At 69.7% G+C, this 21,095-nt stretch carries 17 protein-coding genes; 4 read left to right on the top strand and 13 right to left on the bottom strand.

What is annotated here, in order from left to right; all coding sequences use genetic code 11:
• Nucleotides 1-15 precede the first annotated feature (15 nt).
• Genes ncot_RS03365 through ncot_RS03345 form a run of 5 tightly spaced genes read right to left on the bottom strand, consistent with a single transcriptional unit; the run spans nt 16 to nt 6,145 of the window.
• Nucleotides 16-858: an ABC transporter permease gene (locus tag ncot_RS03365; protein ID WP_168616336.1), complete on the bottom strand. Its 843-nt coding sequence runs from the start codon at nt 856-858 to the stop codon at nt 16-18.
• On the bottom strand, nt 855-2,009 hold the full coding sequence (locus tag ncot_RS03360) for an ATP-binding cassette domain-containing protein (RefSeq protein ID WP_168616335.1): 1,155 nt from the start codon (nt 2,007-2,009) through the stop codon (nt 855-857). The genes ncot_RS03365 and ncot_RS03360 overlap by 4 nt, the downstream gene beginning before the upstream one ends.
• A 25-nt stretch (nt 2,010-2,034) precedes the next feature.
• On the bottom strand, nt 2,035-3,588 hold the full coding sequence (locus ncot_RS03355; protein ID WP_168616334.1) for an RDD family protein: 1,554 nt from the start codon (nt 3,586-3,588) through the stop codon (nt 2,035-2,037).
• 17 nt (nt 3,589-3,605) lie between these two features.
• Nucleotides 3,606-5,330 carry an FHA domain-containing protein gene (locus tag ncot_RS03350; protein WP_168616333.1) on the bottom strand — a complete coding sequence of 575 codons (1,725 nt, stop codon included), beginning with the start codon at nt 5,328-5,330 and terminating at the stop codon, nt 3,606-3,608.
• Entirely contained in the window at nt 5,327-6,145 is an 819-nt protein-coding gene (locus tag ncot_RS03345; RefSeq protein ID WP_168616332.1) for a protein phosphatase 2C domain-containing protein, read from the bottom strand. The genes ncot_RS03350 and ncot_RS03345 overlap by 4 nt, the downstream gene beginning before the upstream one ends.
• Nucleotides 6,146-6,214: 69 nt before the next feature.
• Between ncot_RS03345 and ncot_RS03340 the strand changes: the two genes are divergently transcribed.
• The 3 genes from ncot_RS03340 (at nt 6,215) to ncot_RS03330 (ending at nt 10,523) form a co-directional block, all read left to right on the top strand.
• The gene (locus tag ncot_RS03340; RefSeq protein ID WP_168616331.1) at nt 6,215-8,167 is read left to right on the top strand and encodes a helicase C-terminal domain-containing protein; all 1,953 of its coding nucleotides are present in this window, start codon (nt 6,215-6,217) and stop codon (nt 8,165-8,167) included.
• Between the two features lie 107 nt (nt 8,168-8,274).
• Nucleotides 8,275-8,853 carry a CGNR zinc finger domain-containing protein gene (locus ncot_RS03335; protein ID WP_168616330.1) on the top strand — a complete coding sequence of 193 codons (579 nt, stop codon included), beginning with the start codon at nt 8,275-8,277 and terminating at the stop codon, nt 8,851-8,853.
• On the top strand, nt 8,850-10,523 hold the full coding sequence (locus ncot_RS03330) for a DNA repair helicase XPB (RefSeq protein ID WP_168616329.1): 1,674 nt from the start codon (nt 8,850-8,852) through the stop codon (nt 10,521-10,523). The genes ncot_RS03335 and ncot_RS03330 overlap by 4 nt, the downstream gene beginning before the upstream one ends.
• 60 nt (nt 10,524-10,583) lie before the next feature.
• On the opposite strand, the gene ncot_RS03325 is transcribed toward ncot_RS03330, so the two are convergent.
• From ncot_RS03325 to ncot_RS03310, 4 genes are all read right to left on the bottom strand, one after another.
• Nucleotides 10,584-11,261: a copper homeostasis protein CutC gene (locus ncot_RS03325; protein ID WP_168616328.1), complete on the bottom strand. Its 678-nt coding sequence runs from the start codon at nt 11,259-11,261 to the stop codon at nt 10,584-10,586.
• Between the two features lie 110 nt (nt 11,262-11,371).
• The gene (locus ncot_RS03320) at nt 11,372-12,091 is read right to left on the bottom strand and encodes a GntR family transcriptional regulator (protein ID WP_240938040.1); all 720 of its coding nucleotides are present in this window, start codon (nt 12,089-12,091) and stop codon (nt 11,372-11,374) included.
• 79 nt (nt 12,092-12,170) lie between these two features.
• Nucleotides 12,171-14,714: an FtsX-like permease family protein gene (locus ncot_RS03315; RefSeq protein WP_168616327.1), complete on the bottom strand. Its 2,544-nt coding sequence runs from the start codon at nt 14,712-14,714 to the stop codon at nt 12,171-12,173.
• A 6-nt stretch (nt 14,715-14,720) separates the two neighbouring features.
• Nucleotides 14,721-15,473: an ABC transporter ATP-binding protein gene (locus ncot_RS03310; RefSeq protein ID WP_168616326.1), complete on the bottom strand. Its 753-nt coding sequence runs from the start codon at nt 15,471-15,473 to the stop codon at nt 14,721-14,723.
• Nucleotides 15,474-15,606: 133 nt separating this feature from the next.
• Here ncot_RS03310 and ncot_RS03305 point away from each other — a divergent pair, with 133 nt between their 5' ends.
• Nucleotides 15,607-16,326 (top strand): alpha-ketoglutarate-dependent dioxygenase AlkB, encoded by a 720-nt coding sequence (locus ncot_RS03305; protein WP_168616325.1) that lies wholly within the window; start codon nt 15,607-15,609, stop codon nt 16,324-16,326.
• Nucleotides 16,327-16,481: 155 nt separating this feature from the next.
• Here ncot_RS03305 and ncot_RS03300 read toward each other — a convergent pair whose 3' ends face one another.
• From ncot_RS03300 to ncot_RS03285, 4 genes are read right to left on the bottom strand one after another with little or no spacing between them, the layout of a single operon-like run.
• Entirely contained in the window at nt 16,482-17,255 is a 774-nt protein-coding gene (locus ncot_RS03300) for an SRPBCC family protein (RefSeq protein WP_168616324.1), read from the bottom strand.
• Nucleotides 17,256-17,260: 5 nt separating this feature from the next.
• Nucleotides 17,261-18,115 carry a xanthine dehydrogenase family protein subunit M gene (locus ncot_RS03295; protein WP_168616323.1) on the bottom strand — a complete coding sequence of 285 codons (855 nt, stop codon included), beginning with the start codon at nt 18,113-18,115 and terminating at the stop codon, nt 17,261-17,263.
• Nucleotides 18,112-20,592, bottom strand: coding sequence for a xanthine dehydrogenase family protein molybdopterin-binding subunit (locus ncot_RS03290; RefSeq protein ID WP_168616322.1), 2,481 nt, complete (start codon nt 20,590-20,592; stop codon nt 18,112-18,114). Before ncot_RS03290 ends, ncot_RS03295 begins: the two co-directional genes overlap by 4 nt.
• Nucleotides 20,589-21,059 carry a (2Fe-2S)-binding protein gene (locus ncot_RS03285; RefSeq protein WP_168616321.1) on the bottom strand — a complete coding sequence of 157 codons (471 nt, stop codon included), beginning with the start codon at nt 21,057-21,059 and terminating at the stop codon, nt 20,589-20,591. Before ncot_RS03285 ends, ncot_RS03290 begins: the two co-directional genes overlap by 4 nt.
• Between the last annotated feature and the right edge of the window lie 36 nt (nt 21,060-21,095).

The raw sequence follows: 21,095 nt of genomic DNA, 5'->3' as shown, positions 1-21,095 counted from the left end.
CCCGGGGCTCGCGGGTCAGGCGTCGCGGGTCCTGAAGCTGAAGAGCGACCCGGCCATCACCAACGCCGTGATGCCACCGAAGATGATGGCCCCGCCCAGGGCGCTCAACGGCGAGTCGAAGACGCCGTCCACGGACTCATAGCCGTTGATCAACGAGAAGTCCTGGATGATCCGGCTGCCGGCGTTGAACGGCATGAACCGGGCCGCGTCGTTGATGCCCTGGTTGAACTGGCCGAAGATCAGGAAGAACAGGCGCAGCAGGCTCTCCACGCCCAGCGGCCAGAGATAGAGCAGCACCAGCGCAAAGGTCTGGTGACGGATCAGCTCGGTCACGGCCATCACCAACCAGGTCAACAGCACCGAGAACACGATGCGCTGGAAGACCGAGAGGAACAGCTCCCCCCAGTCGTAGTCGAAGTCGAGCGATCCGAAGAAGAGCATCGTCACCATCAGCGACACCACGCAGCTGATCACCACCACTGCCGCGACCCACGCCCCGATCGTGACGAACTTCGCGGCCCAGACCGCCGTCCGGTTGGGCACGGCGGTCAGCGTCGCGCGGATCATTCCGTGGCGGTACTCGTGGCCCCAGGACAGGACGCCCAGGATGGCGATCGCGAAGGCGACCAGGTAGTAGAACGGATCGACGTTGGAGAACTGCGTCATTCCGGCCTCGAGGAAGAACCGTGAGTCGTCCTTCGAGACGTCGCCCTTGAGCTCTCCGGGCAGGTTGAACCGGATGAACATGCAGACCAGCAGGGTGAAGCCGACGCTCACGCCCACCGAGGTGCCGGTGATCCACCAGGTGGAGGCCAACGACGTCAGTCGCCTCCACTCGTACTTGAACGCGGCGGTCATGCCCGGCCTCCTGCGTTGTCCTCGGGGTTCTGCGGTGTCTGCGGTGTCGGTTGCCCGGGGGTTCCCCACGGGACGCCCTGCTGGGGAGGGTGGGGCTGCCCCTGGCCGGCGTACGGCGGCTGCGGCTGCCCCTGGCCGGGGTACGGCGGCTGCGGCTGCGGCTGCGGCTGGCCGGGGTACGGCGGCTGCGGCTGCGGCTGCGGCTGGCCGGGGTACGGCGGCTGCGACGGCATCGGCGCGTGGGCCTGGAACTCCTCGGAACCACCCGTGAGCTCGAGGAACGCATCTTCGAGGGAGGCCTGGATGGTCGACAGCTCGTGCAACCGGATCTGACTCTCGAAGGCCATGTCACCGATGTCGTCGGCGCTGAGCCCGATGACGGTGAGCTCGCTGGGGCCGACAGCCTTCACCGATCCGTGACCGGCCAGTCGCTGGCCGATCATCGAGGCCAGCCTGGTGGCTTCGGGGCTGCGCACCTTCACGTGGTTGGCGCGGCTCTGCTTGGTGAACTCCTCGACGGGACCGTTGGCGATCATGCGCCCGCGCCCGATCACCACCAGCTCGTCGGCCATCAGGGCCATCTCGCTGAGCAGGTGGCTGGAGACGAAGACCGCACGTCCTTCGGATGCCTGCGCCTTGAGCAGGTCGCGCATCCAGCGGATCCCTTGCGGGTCGAGGCCGTTGGCCGGCTCGTCGAGGATCAGGGTGTGGGGGTTGCCGAGCAGCGCCGCAGCGAGGCCGAGTCGCTGGCCCATGCCGAGGGAGAAGGTGCCAGGTTCCTTGCCGGCCACGTCGGAGAGACCGACGATGTCGAGGACCGTGTCGACCCGGTGGTCGGGGATCGCGTTCGGGGCCGCGATCATCCGCAGGTGGTTGCGTGCCGTGCGAGTCGGGTGGAACGGCTTCGCCTCGAGCAACGCCCCCACGTGTTGCATGGGGTTGTCGTAGGCCGCGAACGGCCGACCGTCGAAGGTGCAGGTGCCGACCCCGGAGTCGAGGCCGAGCATCAGCCGCATGGTGGTCGACTTGCCCGAGCCGTTGGGACCCAGGAAGCCGGTGACGGTCCCCGGGCGCACGTCGAACGACAGGTTGGACACGGCATTCTTGCCTTTGTAGGCCTTTCCGAGCCCCCGGGCCTGGATCACCGCCATGAACACATCTCCTTGCGCATCTGCTTCATGAACCTTCCCTGGTGACCGTCATCTGGCGATCACCGAAGCACACCCGGTCACCGTCGACCAGCGTGGTCGGTCGACCCGCCGACAGCTCCCGCGACACTCCCTTGCGGAGCAACAGCGATCCATTCGTGGAGCCGCGGTCGATGACGACCAGAGCCCCGTCGGAGGCGATGTGGAACTGCGCGTGGGTCTTGGAGATCGACATGTCGTCGGAGCGCAGCGGCACGACGTGGCGCACCGGCTCCCCCGGTCGACCGGAGGGCTGGCGTCCGACCAGGCCCAGGCCCTCCACCACGAAGGACTCCCCCGTGTCGAAGGTGACTCGCCAGGTGATCGGCGGACGCGAGGGCTGCGCCCTGCGCTGACCCGCTGGCTGACCCGCTGGCTGGCCAGTCGGCTGGCCCGTGGTTGCCCGGGTGCTCGAGCCACTGGACCGGGGCGGCGGCCCAGCGTGCCGACCGGGGACAGCGCCGATCACACCGCTCCCGTCGTGCCGGGGTGGCGGCGGCGATGCTTGCTGTGCCCCCGGGTGAGGGGGCGGTTGGCCGGGCGAGCTCGGACTTCCCTGCTGGCCCTGGAGAGAACCGGAAGCGGCGGGTTGCTGGGGGCCGGGCTGCTGCGGTCCGGGCTGCTGGGGGCCGGGCTGCTGGGGCCCGGGCTGCTGCGGCCCCGACTGCTGCGAACTGGGCTGTTGCGGCCCCGACTGCTGCGAACTGGGCTGCTGCGACTTCCACGGCACGGACTGCCCGGACTGCCCGGACTGCCCGGGTTGCCCGGGTTGCGCAGGCCCAGCCGGCCGGTCCGCGCTGGGAGCAGTCGACGGTTGCGGACCAGGCGCAGAACCGGTCGCGGACGCATCTGTGTGCCACGGGGCATCGATCCTGCGACGCCTGGCCTCGGGGGTCTCGAACCCGCTGGGCGGCTTCATCGACTCGCCGACGGGCCGGCCGTCAGGCTGACCTGAGGGCGACGGGGTGGGGGCAGGCTCGGGCGCCGGGACGACGGGCGCACTCTGCTGGCGCACCGGCATCAGCTTCATCGCAGTCAGGTTCACGACATGGCGCGGCCGTTCGTCGGCCTCGACCTCCGCCACCGGACGCGGACGCACGTCGAGCACCACCGATCGGGCGACGTGGTCGTGCCAACCGCGGCGCTCGCGGGTCCGGTCCTCGACCGCCGTCCAGGCCAACGTGGCCAACCCGAGCCCGAACATCGGGAGCGAGCCCACGCCCAGGATGAGGCTACGGACCAGGGCACGTGGGATCCCGATGGGCTCACCGCCGTCGACGCCGACCACCCGCAGGCCGATCATCGACCTGCCGGGGCTGGTGCCCTTGATGCCCAGCACCACGACGAACGCCAGGCTCACCACCACGACAGTGGCGACGATGATCGCGATCCCGGGCCAGACCTCGTCCTCGCGGAAGAACCACCACCACCCTGCGACCGCAGCGGCCGCGAACAACGTCCACGCGATCGCGCGGTCGACCGCAAAGGCCCGGAACCGGCGTTCGGGCTCGGCGACCAGGGCGGTCTCGGAGGTGATGGCCATGGTGATCGCGAGGCGCCTCAGACGCTGGTGACCTGGATGGTCACACCGTCACCCAGGTCGATGACGGATCCCGGCAGCAGCTGCACGGCGATTCCCGGCTGGAGGTCCTCGGGAGCGAAACCCGGCTGGGTCAGCACGGTGCCGTTGGTCGATCCCATGTCGGTCACGATGGCGCTGCCGTGATCGACCCCCGAGCCCGGACGAACCTCGAGGTGAGTCGAGGAGATCTCCTGGTTGGGGCTGGTCACGGTCACCAGTCGCGGCTGGTCCGTCGAGGTGAACCGGCGGGCCTCGGGCGCCCGTCCGACCAGGACGGCCCGGTCGACGTCGACGGTCTCGCCGTTGGAGAAGACCAGCTTGGCCACCGGCTGTGCGGTCACGCTCGGCGCCTGCGGCTGGCCGGGGATCCCGGGGTGCTGGCGGGCGAACTCACCGGAGTTGAAGTTGCCGGCCTGCGTGTGTCCGTCGTGGTCGATGTTGCCCTGGTCGGGCTGCTCGCCCCATGCCGGAGTATCGGCCGGCGCACCCCACTGCGGTGCCTGCTGCTGCTCGGGGGGCGTCCACATCGGGGGCTCGGCGGATTCCGCGCCCGCGAACGGGTTCGACGGCGCTTCCGGAGGCGTGTAGACGTTGCCCTGCGGCGCTTGGCCCCAGATCGGTTCGGACGGTGCTGCCCCCTGGCCGCCCGGAGCGCCAGGTGTCCCCTCGGCGCCGTGCTGTGCGTCGGCCTCGGGCTCGACCTGCGCCGCGTCGGGCTCTGGGTCGTTGAAGAACGGGAAGGCGTGTGCCTCGGTCGGCTGCTCATCGACGAACGCAGCACCCTCGGTTCCCTCAGCGGCGTGCACCGACTCAGCCTCCTGCTCGTCGGCGTACGACGCCGACTCGGCCTCCGGCTCGGCGTACGACGCCGGCTCGGCGTGCACCGGCTCCGCCTCCGGCTCGGCGTACGCCGCCGGCTCGGCGTACGACGCGGGTTCCACGTCCGACGACTGCTCGACGTTCGACGACTGCTCATCCTCGCGCTGCTCGGCTGCGTGCGCGCCGCCGACCGCTCCGACGGAGAAGGCGCCGACCACGGGAGCGGCGTACGCCCCACCGACCGGCGCGGAGTCCTCACCGGCGGTGTCGCGCCCCGCGGCGGACGACTCGGCGGGCTCGACGGGAGACTCGTCAGACCCAGCAGGTGACTCCGGCTGGCGCTCGTCGTCGGCGACGGGCACGGCACCGGCATCGCTGGACACCGCGGCTGGAGCATCAGCGGCAGCACCTTCGGAGGCATCGCCGGAGCGCTCGGCGTACGGCGGCTGGTCGACCCGTGAGGCGCGGACCAGCCCTCCTCGGATGCCGAAGTCCACGGCCTCGCCGTCGTCCTCGAGCACCAGCTGCAGGCTCGCCACGTCGGACAGTGCCTTCTCGACCCACGTCGCGGCGGCGCCACCGTCGACACTGGCCCGCTCGCCGTTGCCGAGGGTGACCTCGGCCCGGGCCGAGCCACGCAGCACGATGCGAGTCGGCTCCTCGGCGGTGCTGACCAGCACGAACCCGGGGAGGCTGCGCAGACCCGTGGCGATCAGGGCATCGAGCAGCTCGTCGAAGCCGGCCTCGGAGTCGACCAGCTCCCACAGTGCCGCGACGCGGGGCTTCTCGCTCTCCGGCAACAGCACGCTGGCGTGCTCACCGAAGATCGCGTACCAACCGCCCGGGCGGTAGCTGCGGATCGCGTTCTGCGCGTTCTCAGTCATGGGAGGGCTCCCAACTTCTCTTCCAGGCTCACGGGCTCGGTCCGCGACGCATCGAGCATCGCGCTTTCGGTCAATCCCACCACATCGACCACAACCGCAGTCGCGTTGTCCTCGCCGCCCGCAGCGACCGCTGCGGCGACCAGTGCCTGCGCTGCGTCGCGGGGATCATCGGTGGTGCTGACGATGCGGTGGATCTCGGTGTCGTCGATCATCCCGCTCACCCCGTCGGAGCACAGCACGACGCGCTCGGCAGAGGTCAGCGGCAGGACGAAGAAGTCCGGTGCGCGGAAGACGGGGCCACCCAGGGCGCGGGTGATCACGTGGCGCTCCGGGTGCACCGCCGCTTCAGCGGCGTTGATCTCGCCGGCATCGAGCAGCTCCTGGACGAGGGAGTGGTCCACGCTGACCTGGTCGAGGCGGTCGTTGTGGAGCTTGTAGATGCGTGAGTCGCCGAGGTTCGCCAGCAACCACTTGGCCCCCTCCTCGTCCTCGCACAGCAACGCCGCCGCCACTGTCGTGCCGGCGTACCACTCGCCGTCTCCCTCGGAGCGGTGCTGCTCGCCGTAGGCCTGGATCCTGCGCTGGCACTCCATCAGGGTGGCGGAGACGACCTCGGTCGCCTTCGTGGAGTCATAGCCGTCGTGGGCCAGCCGGGCGAACTCCTCGACGGCGATCGCACTGGCGATCTCGCCGGACTGGTGTCCACCCATGCCGTCGGCGACCACGAAGACCGGGGAGGACGCGAAGTGGGAGTCCTCGTTGATCTCGCGGACCCGGCCGACGTCGCTGGCAGCGCCGCAATGGAGATGAACCACGCCTACGCCACTCCTCACTGGTTGCCCACCATGCTCGTTCCGCGACCTGACACTAGTAGCGTGGACGGGATGGCCGGAAACCCTGTCTTCCGCTCGCTGGCGGACCAGTTGCGCGCGTGGCCCGAGAATCGCCTCGCGCAGCTGTTGCGCGCCCGTCCAGATCTGGCCACTCCCGCTCCTCAGGATTCGTCTCAACTTGCCTCGCGGGCGGCCACTCGGGCATCGGTCCTGCGTGCCCTCGACCGACTCACCCATGCCGAGCTGTGGTTCCTTCATGCCCTCGTCGTCGGCGATGAAAACCTGCCAGCCGAAATCGATTCCCCTCCCGCACGCCGACTCCTCGACCTGGCACTGGTCTGGGAGTCCTCGACGGGGCTGCGGCCGCTGAGCGTCGTGGCCGAGCTGCTGCCCCGCAACGAGGACGGTGCCGGGCCGTCCACGGCCCTGCCGGACCTGCTGACCAGCGAGCGCGACCCACAGGTGTGCTCCCGAGCCGCAGCCGGAGCCGCGTTCGACGTCGTACGCCGCGTGGAGCTGTTGCTCGACCACTGGGGCACCCACCCACCAGCGGTCCTGCGCACCGGGGGGCTGGCGGTGCGTGACCTCAGGGCCACCGCGCTGCTGCTCCACGTCGACGACCGCACGGCCGCCTTCCTCGTGGAGCTCGCCGCCTCCGCGGGGCTGCTGGCCTCGGGCTCGCCCGGGGAGCTGACCGACAGCTGGCTTCCCACCGATGCGTACGACGCGTGGTGTCGCGCCTCGTTCGCCCAGCGGTGGACCGAGCTCGCCAAGGCCTGGTCGGCCTCTGCCCGACTCGTCTCACTCGTCGGCGCGAAGGACTCGACGGGCAAGTCGCTGAACGCACTGGCTCCCGGCCTGGTCGATCCCCACCTGGTCGACACGCGTGCACTGACGCTCGCCCAGCTGGCCGACCTCCCCGCCGGCACCGTGCTCGCCACCGGCACCGGGGTCGCATCGCTGGTCGCGCGGGTCCAGTGGCTGCGGCCCCGTCGTCCGTCGAGCCTGGCTCGACTCGTGGCCTGGTCGACCGAGGAGGCTGCGCTGCTCGGGGTCACCGGGCTGGGTGCGCTCTCCGACTTCGGTCGCCTTCTCGTCGACGGCGACCACGCCGCGGCAGCGAAGGCGCTGGCTCCGTTGCTGCCGGAGCCGCTCGACCACATCCTGGTCCAGGGGGACCTGACCGCGATCGCCCCCGGCCCCCTCGAGAGCACTCTCGCGGCGAAGCTCCAGCTCGTGGCCGACGTCGAGTCACGGGGCGGCGCCACCGTCTACCGCTTCTCATCGACCTCCGTCCGCCGCGCCCTCGACGCGGGCTGGGGTGCCCACGACATCCACGAGTTCCTCTCCTCGGTGTCGCGCACCGACATCCCGCAACCGCTGGCCTACCTGGTCGACGACACGGCCCGCACCTTCGGATCCCTGCGGGTGGGCTATGCCGAGGCGTTCATCCGCACCGACGACGAGGCCGAGCTGGAGGCCCTGCTGCGGGCTCGGGGCGCCTCGGCGCTGGGCCTGCGCCGGATCGCGCCGACGGTGTTGATCAGCACCACTCCGATCGACGTGCTGCTCCCACGACTGCGTGAGCTGGGTGCGGCTCCCGTCGTCGAGGCCGACGACGGCACCGTCCACGTCGCGCGCCCCGACGTACGCCGGGCACGCACGCCGAAGCAACGCTCCACCGGGCGCGACGCGGCCCGCGAGGTGGCCCAGGTCGGCCACGCGGTGTCGGCGATCCGGGCCGGGGACCGGGCCCGCGACCTGCGCCCCGAGGACCAGACCGCCACCACGCCGGCCGACTCCTTGGCCCTGCTCCGAGCCGCGATCGAGGCCGGCACCAACGTGTGGATCGGCTATCTCGACAACCACGGCACCTCGACCGAACGCGTCGTCCAACCGATCCGGGTCGAGGGTGGCCAGCTCACGGCCTTCGACCAGCGCAGCGACGACCAGCGCACCTTCGCGATCCACCGGATCCAGGCCGTGCGACACGTCAAGGGCTGATCCGCAGGGTCGAACGCGATCCGTGCGGTCGATGGAGGATGCCACGCACCTGCTGCGGGACGTCCTCCACGGTCGGGCGTCGCTGGACCGGCCCGTAGACTGGGGCCGTGGATTTCATCAGGTACGCCGAGTCGGCGGCGAGTCTGCTCAACGCGGACCTCGCCGATCTCGACGACCTCAATGCGTTCCTCGAGAGCCGGGCCTGGCTGCAGCGCCAGACCACCGAGAAGGACGTCGCCCACCTGCGCCACTTCGCGGCCGACCTGCGGCCGGTGTTCGTGGCCTCCGGCGACGACGACGTGCAGGTGGTCGTCGACGGCCTCAACGAGCTGCTCGACCGGCACCCGGTCACCCCGATGATCTCCACGCACGACTTGGGCAACCTGCACCTCCACGTCGCCAACCGTGCCGCATCCGTCTCCGAGCTGCTGGTCTCCGAGGCACTCCTGGGCCTGGCCACGCTGGTGTGCGACCTCGGCCCCAGCCGGCTCGGCGTGTGTGCCGCCTCGCCGTGCACCAACGTCTACGTGGACACCTCGCCCAACCAGTCGCGACGCTACTGCTCCGACCGGTGCTCCTCGCGTGCCAACGTCGCGGCCTACCGGGCGCGCAAGAGGATCGCCGCGGTGTCCACGCCGGTGGAGCCGGCCGATGCCCCGACTGCCCGCGAGAGTCGCGCCCTGTGAACGGTCCCCTGATCGTCCAGTCCGACAAGACACTGCTGTTGGAGATCGACCACGAGGACGCGCCCGACTGCCGGCGCGCGATCGCGCCGTTCGCCGAGCTCGAGCGCTCTCCCGAGCACGTGCACACCTATCGGCTGACCCCGTTGGGCCTCTGGAACGCGCGGGCCGCCGGTCATGACGCCGAGCAGGTCGTCGACACGTTGTTGAAGTACTCCCGCTACCCGGTGCCCCACGCCCTGCTGGTCGACATCGCCGAGACCATGTCGCGCTTCGGCCGGCTGCGGCTCGAGAAGCACCCGGTGCACGGGCTGGTGCTCTCCTCCAACGACCGCCCGGTGCTCGAGGAGGTGCTCCGCGCCAAGAAGATCAAGGGCATGATCGGCGAGCGGATCGGCACCAGCGATTCCGTCGAGGACGGCGACAGCGTGGTCGTGCACGGCTCCGAACGCGGCAACCTCAAGCAGGCCCTGCTCAAGCTCGGCTGGCCGGCCGAGGACTTCGCCGGGTATGTCGACGGCGAGGCCCATCCGATCGCGCTGCGCGAGGAGGGTTGGGGCCTGCGCCCCTATCAGGCCGAGGCAGCCGAGTCCTTCTGGCACGGTGGCTCCGGGGTCGTCGTGCTCCCCTGTGGCGCGGGCAAGACCATCGTCGGCGCGGCCGCGATGGGCCATGCCCGGGCAACCACGCTGATCCTGGTCACCAACACCGTCTCCGCGCGGCAGTGGAAGGACGAACTGGTCCGGCGCACGACGCTGACCGAGGACGAGATCGGCGAGTACTCCGGCGCCGTCAAGGAGATCCGGCCGGTCACCATCGCGACCTATCAGGTGCTCACGCTGAAGCGGAAGGGCGCCTATCCCCACCTCGAGCTTCTCGACGCGCGCGACTGGGGGCTGATCGTCTATGACGAGGTGCACCTGTTGCCGGCGCCGATCTTCCGGATGACCGCCGACCTGCAGGCTCGTCGTCGACTGGGGCTGACCGCGACGCTGGTGCGTGAGGACGGCCGCGAGGGTGACGTGTTCTCCCTGATCGGCCCGAAGCGCTTCGATGCGCCGTGGAAGGACATCGAGTCTCAGGGCTACATCGCGCCGGCCGACTGTGTCGAGGTGCGGGTGACGCTGCCGTCTGCGGAGCGCATGGCGTACGCCGTCGCGGAGCCCGAGGAGCGCTATCGCCTCGCCGCCTGCACGCACCACAAGATCGACGTCGTCCGACAGCTGGTCGAGCAGCACTCCGGCCAACCCACGTTGGTGATCGGGCAGTACATCGACCAGCTCGACGAGCTGGCCGCCGCGCTCGATGCCCCGGTGATCAAGGGCGAGACGACGGTGCGCGAGCGGCAACGCCTCTTCGACGCCTTCCGCTCCGGGGAGATCGACCTGCTGGTGGTCTCGAAGGTGGCGAACTTCTCCATCGACCTGCCCTCGGCCGAGGTGGCGATCCAGGTCTCCGGCTCGTTCGGCTCGCGCCAGGAGGAGGCCCAGCGGCTGGGCCGGCTGCTGCGGCCGAAGTCGGAGGGCAAGTCGGCGCACTTCTACACGATCGTCTCCCGCGACACCGTCGATGCCGACTTCGCGCAGAACCGGCAGCGGTTCCTCGCCGAGCAGGGCTATGCCTACCGCATCGTCGACGCCGACGACCTCTCCTCCACCCCCGACAGCCCCTGACGTCTCGATCCTCCGCGGGAAACAGTCCCTGACGTCTCGGTCCGCGGCAGAACGTGCCCGTCAGGAATCGAGCAGCAGCCGCCAGGAGCGGACGTGGCCGGAGTCGACGTACGCCTTGTAGGACGCACCGGGACGAGCCTGCACGCCGACGTGGAACTGGCCGATGCCGGCCCGCGCCAGCCACGGCACCTGCTCCGGCAGCAGGTCGGTGCCGGGCAGCATCAGGGCTGCCGCACGTTCGTCGCCCTGCGCGGTGGCCAGCAGGTCGTCGTAGCCGACGCCCAGCCCGCGCGGCGACCCCGAAGCGTGTACGGCGTCGAGTCCCGGGAGCTTGAGCAGGTCCCGCCAGGCGCGGCGACTGTCGAGACAGGAGTCGATGGCGTGGTGGAACGTCCACGGCACACCGGGCAGCCTGCCGGCGAGCTCGCGACACGTCGCGACGTCGACCTCGAGGTCGGCGTCGAGGAATCCGAAGGCCACACCCTGCGCACCGAGTGCGACGTACTCCTCGGCCAGTCCGACCAGGCGGGTGAACTCGCCGCCGTTTGTGGTGAACGAGTCGTTGAGCCGGAGCATGACGCGCACCGGGACCTGCGCGACACGCAACACCGCGGAGGTCGCGGCCAGGTCGGGCGAGAGCCCCTCGTTCCCGGTGAGGAACATCCGGTCAGCGCCGCCCTCCTCGGCTCCGGGGACGTCACGCTCGCTGCGGATCGCGACTTCGAGGAGAACGCTCATGGGGGCAGCCTAGACGCCCGCACTCGTGCGGCGGTGCTGACGAAAACGCGTGTCACAGCGCGTGTTGAGCGAGAGGACCACGCGTTGCTCGCGGGAAGGGGGAAGGCAGGTCAGCCGTGGGAGAACTGCACCCAGAGCGTGAACCGGTCGGCTCGATAGGTCGAGCGGGAGACCTCGATGACCTTGTCGTCGCGCAGTGCGCGACGCTCGATGCGCATCACCGGCGATCCGGGCTCGATCGACAGCACGGCCGCCTCCTGCGCAGAGGCCAGGTCGGCGCGCACCGAGTCCTCGGCCCAGGTGGGACGCAGGCCGCGCTCGTCCAGGTCGGCGTAGAGGCTGGTGGGCATCGCGGTCTCGAGGAAGCCGGGCAGCAGCACCTCGGAGAGGTAGGCGTTCTCCAGGCACATGGTCTCCCCGTCGGCACGACGCAGCCGCTGCCAGTGGATGACCGAGTCGCCCTCGGTGATCCGCAGGGCACGCGCCACTCCCGGCCCGGCCTTCTCCTGGCGCAGCACCAACGTCTGCGACTCCGGGAGCAGACCACGGTCGTGCATCTCGTCAGTGAAGCTGCGCAGCTCTCCGACGCGCGTCGGCGGCCGCATCACGAACGTGCCCTTGCCGGGCATCCGCTCCAGCAGGCCTTCGGCGACCAGTGCCTCGATGGCTTGGCGCACCGTCATCCTGGCCACGCCGAAGCGCTGCACGAGCTCACGTTCCGAGGGAGCGGGAGCTCCGACGGGCAGCCCGGTGATCACGTCGCGGACGTATTCGCGCACCGCGACGTGCTTGAGCTGCGTTGCCCGTCTCGCCGGGATGACCGGATTCACGTCCGGAGTGTAGGCAGCCGCACCCCCCGCTCATCCCCGGATTGCGCCAAAGATGGCCCGAGTGGGCTAGACATGCTGGCTATTCGGTTGCGATGGCCTTGAGCACGTCGAGGCGCGCCGCACGCCGAGCCGGGAAGACCGCGGCGAGCACGCCCAGCACCGCCGAGGCCAGCACGAAGATCGCCAGCATCCCCCAGGGGATCGAGAGCTCGGTGAGCCCTTGGTCCTCCAGGGCCCAGACCAGGGTCGAGCCGAAGACCACACCCATCACCATGCCGAGCAGCGCCCCGAAGACCGCGACCACCACCGACTCGAGTCGGATCATGGTGCGCAGCTGACGCCGACTGAGCCCGACGGCCCGGAGCAGGCCGACCTCGCGGGTGCGCTCGATCACCGACAGGCTCAGCGTGTTGACCACCCCCAGGATCGCGATGATCACCGACAGCCCGAGCAGGCCGTAGATCATGTAGAGGAACTGGTTGATCTGGGTCTTCTGCTCGTCGGCGAACCCCTCCGGGTCCTTGACGGTGACGGTGGGCAGGTCCTCGGTGATGCGCTCGATTCCGGCCTCCAGGTCCGCGGTCTCGGCGTCGTCCTTCTTGGTCACGAAGACCATCGAGTCGAGCGGCACCATCCCGCCCTTGACGAAGGTGTCGGGCGTGACCATGTAGTTGCCGGGAACGACGCCGCCGTCGAGGAAGGTGGCGACCACCTTCAGCGTGACCTCGCCGGCCTGGAACTCGAGGGTGACAGGGTCACCGATGTCGAGCCCCAGGTTCTCGGCCTGGTTCGCGGAGATCGCCACGGTGCCGGGCTGGAGGTCGTCGAGGCTCCCGGACGCAACGGGCACGCGGAAGGCGAACCTCAGGTCCTCGGCCTTCACCGCAACGGCGTAGACCACCTTCCCGTCGACCTTCGGGAATGCCTGGCGCAGGGCCGCGACGCCCGCCACGGTCGGCAGCTTGCGGATCTGGCGGGCCACGTCGGGAGAGAAGGGCTGGCCGACCGCGTTGGAGACGATGAACTGCGAGGTCAGCGACTTGCCGATGGTCGCGTCGGTCGAGGCTGAGGCCGACGAGCCGAAGATCGACATCATCGACATGAGGGCCAGCCCGATCATCAGCGCACTGGCGGTGGCACCGGTTCGCCGCGGGTTGCGCAGGGTGTTCTGCGCGGCGAGGTTGCCGACACTTCCGAAGATCCGGCGGTAGGCCACGGCGAAGAGGCTCAGGAGGGGCCGACCGAGCAGCGCACTCATCAGCGCCACCCCGATCAGGATGAACAGGATGCCCGCGCCGATCAGGACCAGGCCGGTGGTGCCGGATCCGGCGAGGCCGCCGATCATGCCGCCCGCGCCGAGCACGACGAGCACGGCGCCGGCGATCATCCGCTTGCGCAGGGTCGCCTCGGGCAGGGCGACGTCGTCGCGCAGGGCGGCCATCGGCGGGATCCGCGAAGCGCGTACGGCGGGGAGCACCGCCGCGATCGTGGTGACGACCAGACCGACCGCGTAGGACCAGAAGATGGTCCAACCGCTGACCGGGAACTCGGCTCCCCCGAGATCGAGCCCGAAGCGGCCGAAGAGGAACCTGAGGAGGAGCGCGAGCAGGTAGCCCAGCCCGAGGCCGACGGTCGAGCCGACCAGGCCGACCACCAGCGCCTCGGTGATCACCGACCGGTTGACCTGGCCGCGGGACGCGCCGAGGGCGCGGAGCAGGGCGAGCTCGCGGCTGCGCTGGGCGACCAGGATCGAGAAGGTGTTGATGATCAGGAAGATGCCGACCACCAGGGCGACACCCGCGAAGACGAGCAGGAAGGTCTTGAGGAAGCCCATGATCTCGTCGAGGCTGGCCTTGTTCTTCTTCACGGACTCGTCGCCGGTGCGGGCCACGACGTCCTTCGGCAACACCTCCTGAGCGGCCGCGGCGAGCTCCTCCTGGGAGACACCATCGGCTGCGTTGAGGGAGATCGAGGTGTAGACGTCCTTGCCACCGAAGAACGTGTCCTGCAGGAACTTCGTGTCGAAGACCGTGAGGGTGGCGCCGTTGAGCCCACCCGAGCCGAACTCGACGAGACCGGTCAGCTTGACCTTCATCGTCGGCGGCGTGCCGCTGGTGGCGAGGGTGACGGTGTCACCGACCTCGTAGCCGGCCTTCTCGGCGGCGTCGACGTCGATCGCCACCTCGTTGGGCCCGTCGGGCAGCTCTCCCTCAGCCGTGACCAGGATCGGCTTGCCGGTCAGGGAGGTGGCGGTGGTCGGGTTGAAGGCGAGGCCGGGTGGCCCGTTGCCGCCGACGACCTTGCCGTTCTCACCGATGATGTAGATCGACTGCAGGGCGTTCTGCGGGTGCACCGACTCGACCTCGGGCAGTGCCTCGAGGTCGTCGACCACGCTGGCCGGCATCGTGCGGTTGTCCTGGGCCGAGTCGAAGTCACCGGCCCCGGCGAAGCCGATCTCGACGTCGGCGGTCGATCCCTCGATGATGTCGTCGAACGCACCGCCCATGGCATCGGTGAAGATCATCGTGCCGGCGACGAACGCGACGCCCAGCACGATGGCGAAGCCGGAGAGCATCAACCTGACCTTGCGGGCCAGGAGGTTGCGCCAGGTGACCTTGAGCATCGGCGCTCAGACCCCGAGCTCGCGCGCGGTGAGGTCAGCCATCTTGTCGAGGATCGCCTCGCGGTCGGGGTGGCGCAGCTCGTCGACGATGCGACCGTCGGCGAGGAAGACCACCCGGTCGGTGTACGCCGCGGCGACGGGGTCGTGGGTGACCATCACGATGGTCTGGCCGTGCTGGTCCACGCTGTCGCGCAGGAGGGTGAGCACCTCGGCGCCGGACCTGGAGTCCAGGTTGCCGGTGGGCTCGTCGGCGAACACGATGCTCGGCCGGCTGGCCAGGGCGCGGGCCACCGCCACGCGTTGCTGCTGACCACCGGAGAGCTCGCTGGGCTTGTGCTTGAGCCGGCTGCCGAGGTCGACGGTGGAGATCACCGTGTCGTACCACTCCTGGTCGGGCTTGCGGCCGGCGATCGCCATCGGCAGCTTGATGTTCTCGTCGGCGGTCAGCGTCGGCACCAGGTTGAAGGACTGGAAGACGAAGCCGATCTCGTCGCGTCGCAGCCGGGTGAGCTGCTTGTCGTTCATGTCGGTGAGCTCGTGCTCCCCGATGTGCACGGTGCCGCCGTCTGCCGTGTCCAGGGCCGCACAACAGTGCATCAGCGTCGACTTGCCCGACCCGCTGGGCCCCATCACCGCGGTGAACTCCCCCGCACCGATCTCGAGCGTGACGTCGTCGAGGGCACGCACGGTCGCTTGTCCGGTGCCGTAGGTCTTGGTGAGGTTCGCAACGCGTGCCGCGGGCGCGGCGTCGGTGGTCATGGGCACCAACCTAGAGGATCGCGCCGACAGCCGAACATGGATCTGTGCGGAGTTCAGGGTTGGTTCCGGGACACCCCTGACACCCCGAGAACTGTTCGAACGGTTGTTCGATCAATCTGTTATCGTCGGCTCCATGAGCGTCGAGTTCCAGGCCAACCTCTTCGACGTCGCCCCCGCGCCCGAGGTCGGCTCGCTCGCGCCCACTCGGCGTACGCCGCTGGCCACACCCGGCGGCCGGGCAGCTTGGGTCGACGTACGCCCCAACTGGATCACCGGCGCCGACGAGGTCTTCGCCCGCCTGGTCGCCGACGTGCCGTGGCGTGCGGAGCGCCGCGAGATGTGGGACCAGGTGGTCGACGTGCCACGGCTCCTCCACACGTACGCCGCGGGCGAGGCCCTGCCGCACCCGACTCTGGTCGAGGCCCGCGAGGCCCTCAGCAACCACTACCTGCCGGAGTTGGAGGAGCCGTTCGTCAGCGCCGGCTGCTGCTACTACCGCGACGGGCGCGACTCGGTGGCATGGCACGGCGACACCATCGGTCGCGGCCGTCACGAGGACACCATGGTCGCGATCGTCTCGTTCGGCGACCCGCGTCGCCTGGCCCTGCGTCCGCGGCGTGAGGCCGCTGCGGGCCGGAAGCCGACCCGCGACCGTGAGACGGCGACCGAGCGGCAAGGGCGCCACACGAGCAGTCCACGGGGTGGCGGGGAGTCGATCTCGTTCACCATGGGCCACGGCGACCTGCTGGTGATGGGCGGCTCCTGCCAACGCACCTGGGAGCACTGTGTCCCGAAGACGGCCCGATCGGGCCCGCGCATCTCGGTGCAGTTCCGTCCGCTCAACGTCTTCTGAGATCGGGGTCGGCGTTCACTCCGACTCGGGACGACGATGCGCGCGATCCACTGTCACCAGGTGACTGCAAATCGCGCGTGAAGGTGGACCGGCGAGATGGTCGAACAGTTGATCCCTCGCTGCGACGAGGCGACCTCCGCGGGCGGGGCGGGAAGTCAGCGGCGGCGGGCGATCCACACGATCAGCGCGAGGACGCCCAGTGCCGCGGCCAGCTGCTTGCCGTAGGTCTTCAGCAGGATCGGCACCACCGTCGCACCCAGGTCGAGGGCGTCGTCCTGACCGGGTGGTGGCGAGGCACTGCCTGATGGGGCACTGCCTGATGGGGCACTGGCCGGTGGGGCACTGCCTGATGGGGCACTGGCCGGCGGTGCGGACGAGGGTCCGGCATCCGGGTCACCATCCGGTCCGGACACTGCCGCCGCACCCGTCGGCACCGAGGCCGGAGTGGCCTCGGCGTCCTCGGGTTCCGAGGCAGCTTCGGGCTCTCCCCCGACCTTGGTCTTGAGGCACTCCACGAACTGGCCGAGCAGCTTGTCGCTGATGTCCTGGATGACACCGCGGCCGAACTGCGCCGGCTTGCCGGTGATGCTCAGGTCGGTGACCACCTTGACGCTGGTCTCGGTCGGGCTGGTCTCGGTGATCGTGGCGACCACGTCGGCGCCGGCGGTGCCGTTGCCGCGCTTGTCCTTGCCCTTGGCCTCGATCTTCATGATGCCGGCGGCCTCGTCCTTCTCGGTGAAGGAGCCGGAGCCGTTGTAGACCAGCGCGATCGGGCCGAGCTTGACCTTGCACGACCCGGTGAACGTGTCGCCCTCGACGGACGACACCGTGGCACCCGGGAAGCACCCGGCCACCGACTCGAGGTCGTTGAGCGCAGCCCAGGTCTCGGCCTTGGTCGCGGGAACGGTGAACTCGTGCGTCAGGTCCACCGACCTCACGCCCCCGCAGCAGCGAGCACGGCTCGTCGGGTCAGCACGGTCGCCAGGTGCTTGCGGTAGTCGGCGTCGCCGTTGAGGTCGGAGGGCGGGTTGGTGCCCTCGGCGGCGGCCGCCGCTGCCCGGCGTACGGCCTCGTCGGTGGCGGGTTGGCCGACCAGCGCCTGCTCCACGGCGGTCGCCCGCAACGGGATCGAGCCCATGTTGGTCAGGCCGACGCGGGCCTCGGAGATGGTGCCGCCGTCGGTCTTCACGGTCGCTGCGACCGCGACGATCGGCCACTGGTGGGCCACCCGCACGAACTTCTCGTAGTGGGCGCCCCAGCCGGTGTGCTTCGGGATGCGCACCGAGGTGAGGATCTCGTCCTCGGCGATCGCGGTGGTCATGAAGTCCTCGAAGAAGTCGGCCGCCGAGACCCGGCGCTCTCCCCCGCTCCCGGTGATCACGAACTCCGCGTCGAGGGCCAGTGCCGGCGCACCGAGGTCGCCGGCCGGGTCGGCGTGGGCCAGCGCCCCACCGAACGTGCCGCGGTGGCGGACCTGGGCATCGGCGAGGTGCTCGATCGCCTTGGCTACCAGCGTCGCGTGCTCGGCCACGAGCGGGTCGTTGCCGACGTCGGTGTGCGTGGTCATCGCCCCGATCACCAGGGCGTCGCCGTCCTCGCTGACGCCGCGCAACGACTCGATGCGCCCCAGGTCGATGACGAGCTCGGGTGCGTTGAGCCGCATCCGCAGCACCGGCAGCAGGCTCTGACCGCCAGCGATGATCTTCGCGTCGTCACCGTGCTCGGCCAGGGCCGCCAGGGCCTCCTCCACCGTGGTGGGCGCCAGGTAGTCGAACTGTGCGGGAATCATTCACTTGCTCCGTCCGTGCGGTCTGCCGTGCCCTCGTCACCCGAGGCCGGATCGAAGTGGGGCTTGGCTGCCTCCGTGGTCGGCTCGCCGCCGCCACTGTGGTGGATCGCCTTCCACACCCGTTCGGGCGTGCAGGGCATGCGTACGTCGTTGACACCGAACTTGCGGATCGCGTCGACGACGGCATTGACCACCGCCGGCGTCGACGCGATCGTGCCCGCCTCGCCAACCCCCTTGGTTCCGAGTGTGTTCGTCAGCGCCGGTGTGGTCGTGTGGTCGATGTCGAAGCTGATCGTGTCGGCCGCGGTCGGCACCAGATAGTCGACGAACGACGCCGAGACCAGCGTGCCGTTGTCGTCGTACACCGCCTCCTCCCACAGCGCCTGAGCAATGCCCTGCACCAGCCCGCCGTGCACCTGACCGGCCACGATCAGCGGGTTGATCACGTTGCCGATGTCGTCGACGCAGGTGTATTTGCGCATCTTCACGGCGCCGGTCTCGGTGTCGACCTCCATCGCACACAGGTGGGTGCCGTGCGGATAGTTGAAGTTCACCGGGTCGTAGGTCGCGTCGCTGTCGAGGCTCGGCTCCACACCGTCGGGCAGGTTGTGCGCCGCGAAGGTCGCCAACGCCACCTCGGCCATCGCCAGGCCCTGGTCGGTGCCGCGGACACCGAAGCGGCCGGCCTTGAACTCGATGTCGTCGGGCGAGGCCTCGAGCAGGTGCGCCGCGATCGGCTTCGCCTTCTCGATCACCTTGTCCGCCGCCCTGACCAACGCCTCACCGCCGACCACGAGCGAGCGCGAGCCATAGGTGTCGAGGCCCTTCGGCGCCACCATCGTGTCGCCGTGGAGCACCTCGACATCTTCGAAGGGTACGCCGAGCCGGTCGGCCACGATCTGGCTGAAGGCCGTTTCGTGGCCCTGCCCGTGAGCACTCGCACCGGTGATCACCTCGACCTTGCCGGTGGCCAACATCCGCACCGTTGCGTGCTCCCAGCCACCGGCGCCGTAGTCGAGACTGCCGAGCACCCGTGACGGAGCGAGACCGCACATCTCGGTGAAGGTGGAGACACCGATGCCCAACTGGACGGGGTCGTTGCTCTCGCGTCGTTGCTGCTGCTCGGCGCGGAGTTCGTCGTACCCGAAGTTCTCCTTGGCCTTCGCGGTCGCTGCCTCATAGTTGCCGGAGTCGTATTCGAGGCCGGCCACGGTGGTGAACGGGAACTCCTCGTGCTTGATCCAGTTCTTCTCGCGGATCTCGAGCGGGTCGACACCGAGCTCGGCGGCCAGCTCGGTCATCATCCGCTCGATGCCGAAGGTCGCCTCCGGTCGGCCGGCGCCGCGGTAGGCGTCGGTCCAGGCCTTGTTGGTCAGCACCGTCTGCACGGAGAAGTGGTACGCCGGGAACTTGTAGATCGCGTTGAACATGAACGCGCCGAGCACGGGTACGCCGCCACCGATCAGGCTGACGTGTGAGCCGAGGTCGGCCGTCAGCTCGACCTTGAAGCCGGTGACGGTGCCGTCCTTCTCGGCACTCAGGGTGAGCTTCTGCCACTGGTCGCGGCCGTGGTGGGCGGCCATCATCGACTCGGAGCGGGTCTCGGTGAACTTGATCGGCTTGCCCAGCCGGCGGGCCATCACCATCGTGATGAACTCCTCCGGCGTGGTCTGCAGCTTGCCCCCGAAACCACCACCGACATCAGGCGCGATCACGCGCACCTTCGACTCGGAGACACCGAGCACCGCGGCCAGCAGGAACCGCAGGATGTGCGGGATCTGGGTGGCGCTCCACATCGTGATCTGCTCGCCGGTCGGGTCGACCACCGTGGAGCGGGGCTCCATGAACGCGGGGATCAGCCGCTGTTGGCGGAACTCGCGCTCGATGACGATGCCGTCGCCGTCCCTGGCTTTCTGGATGGCCTCGTCGACGTTGCCACCGGTGCCAGCGTCGCCGGAGTCGAAGACCCACTTGGCCGACTTGTTGGTGCCGAGGTCGGGGTGCGCGAGGGTGGTGTCGTTGGCCGCCTCCTTGAGGTCGAGGGCCGCGGGGAGCTCCTCGTAGTCGACGTCGACCAGCTCGGCCGCATCCCTCGCCTCGGCGGCACTCCTGGCCACCACGACGGCCACGATCTCGCCGGCGAAGGTGGCCCGGTCGATCGCGACGGGCGGGTGCGCAGGCGCGACCTGGTCGGGTGTGATCGGCCAGGCGTTCGGCAAGCTCCCCTGTTCCTCACCGAGATCCTTGCCGGTCACCACGGTCACCACGTTGGGGGCCTTCTTGGCCTCCTCCGTGTCGATGCTGGTGATCTTCGCGTGGGCGAACGGGCTGCGCACCATGGCCAGGTGGAGCATGCCCGGGAGGGTGATGTTGTCGGTCCAGCGGGTGCGGCCGGTGATCAGGCGCTGGTCCTCCTTGCGCCGTCGGTCCCTGCCGATCTCGAGCTGCTCGCTGGGAGCATCCTGTGTGGCGGTCACTTGTTGACCTCCTGCCCGGAAGCGGTCTGCACCGCGCGAACGATGTTGTGGTAGCCGGTGCACCGGCACAGGTTGCCCTCGAGCCCCTGCCGGATCTGTTGCTCGTCGGGCTTCGGGTTGTCGTTGAGCAGGTCGATCGACTGCATCACCATGCCCGGCGTGCAGAAACCGCACTGCAGGGCGTGGCACTCGTGGAAGGCGGCCTGCATCGGGTGCAGCTCACCGTCCTGGGCGAGGCCCTCGATGGTGGTCACCTCGTGACCGTCGGCCTGCACCGCCAGCACGTTGCACGACTTCACGCTGCGCCCGTCGAGGTGGACCGTGCAGGCGCCGCAGTTGCTGGTGTCGCACCCGATCACGGTGCCGGTCTTCCCGAGCTTCTCCCGCAGGTACTGCACCAGCAGCATCCGCGGCTCGACCTCGTCGGAGACCTTCGCCCCGTCGACGGTGACTTCGATCCTGGTCATGGACGACTCCTCGCAGGCGTGAACGCTGTGACGCCG

It is taken from the genome of Nocardioides sp. JQ2195 (assembly GCF_012272695.1).
Classification (GTDB): domain Bacteria; phylum Actinomycetota; class Actinomycetes; order Propionibacteriales; family Nocardioidaceae; genus Nocardioides.
Note: the sequence above shows the minus strand (reverse complement) of the source record. Positions and strands in the feature narration are given on the sequence as shown.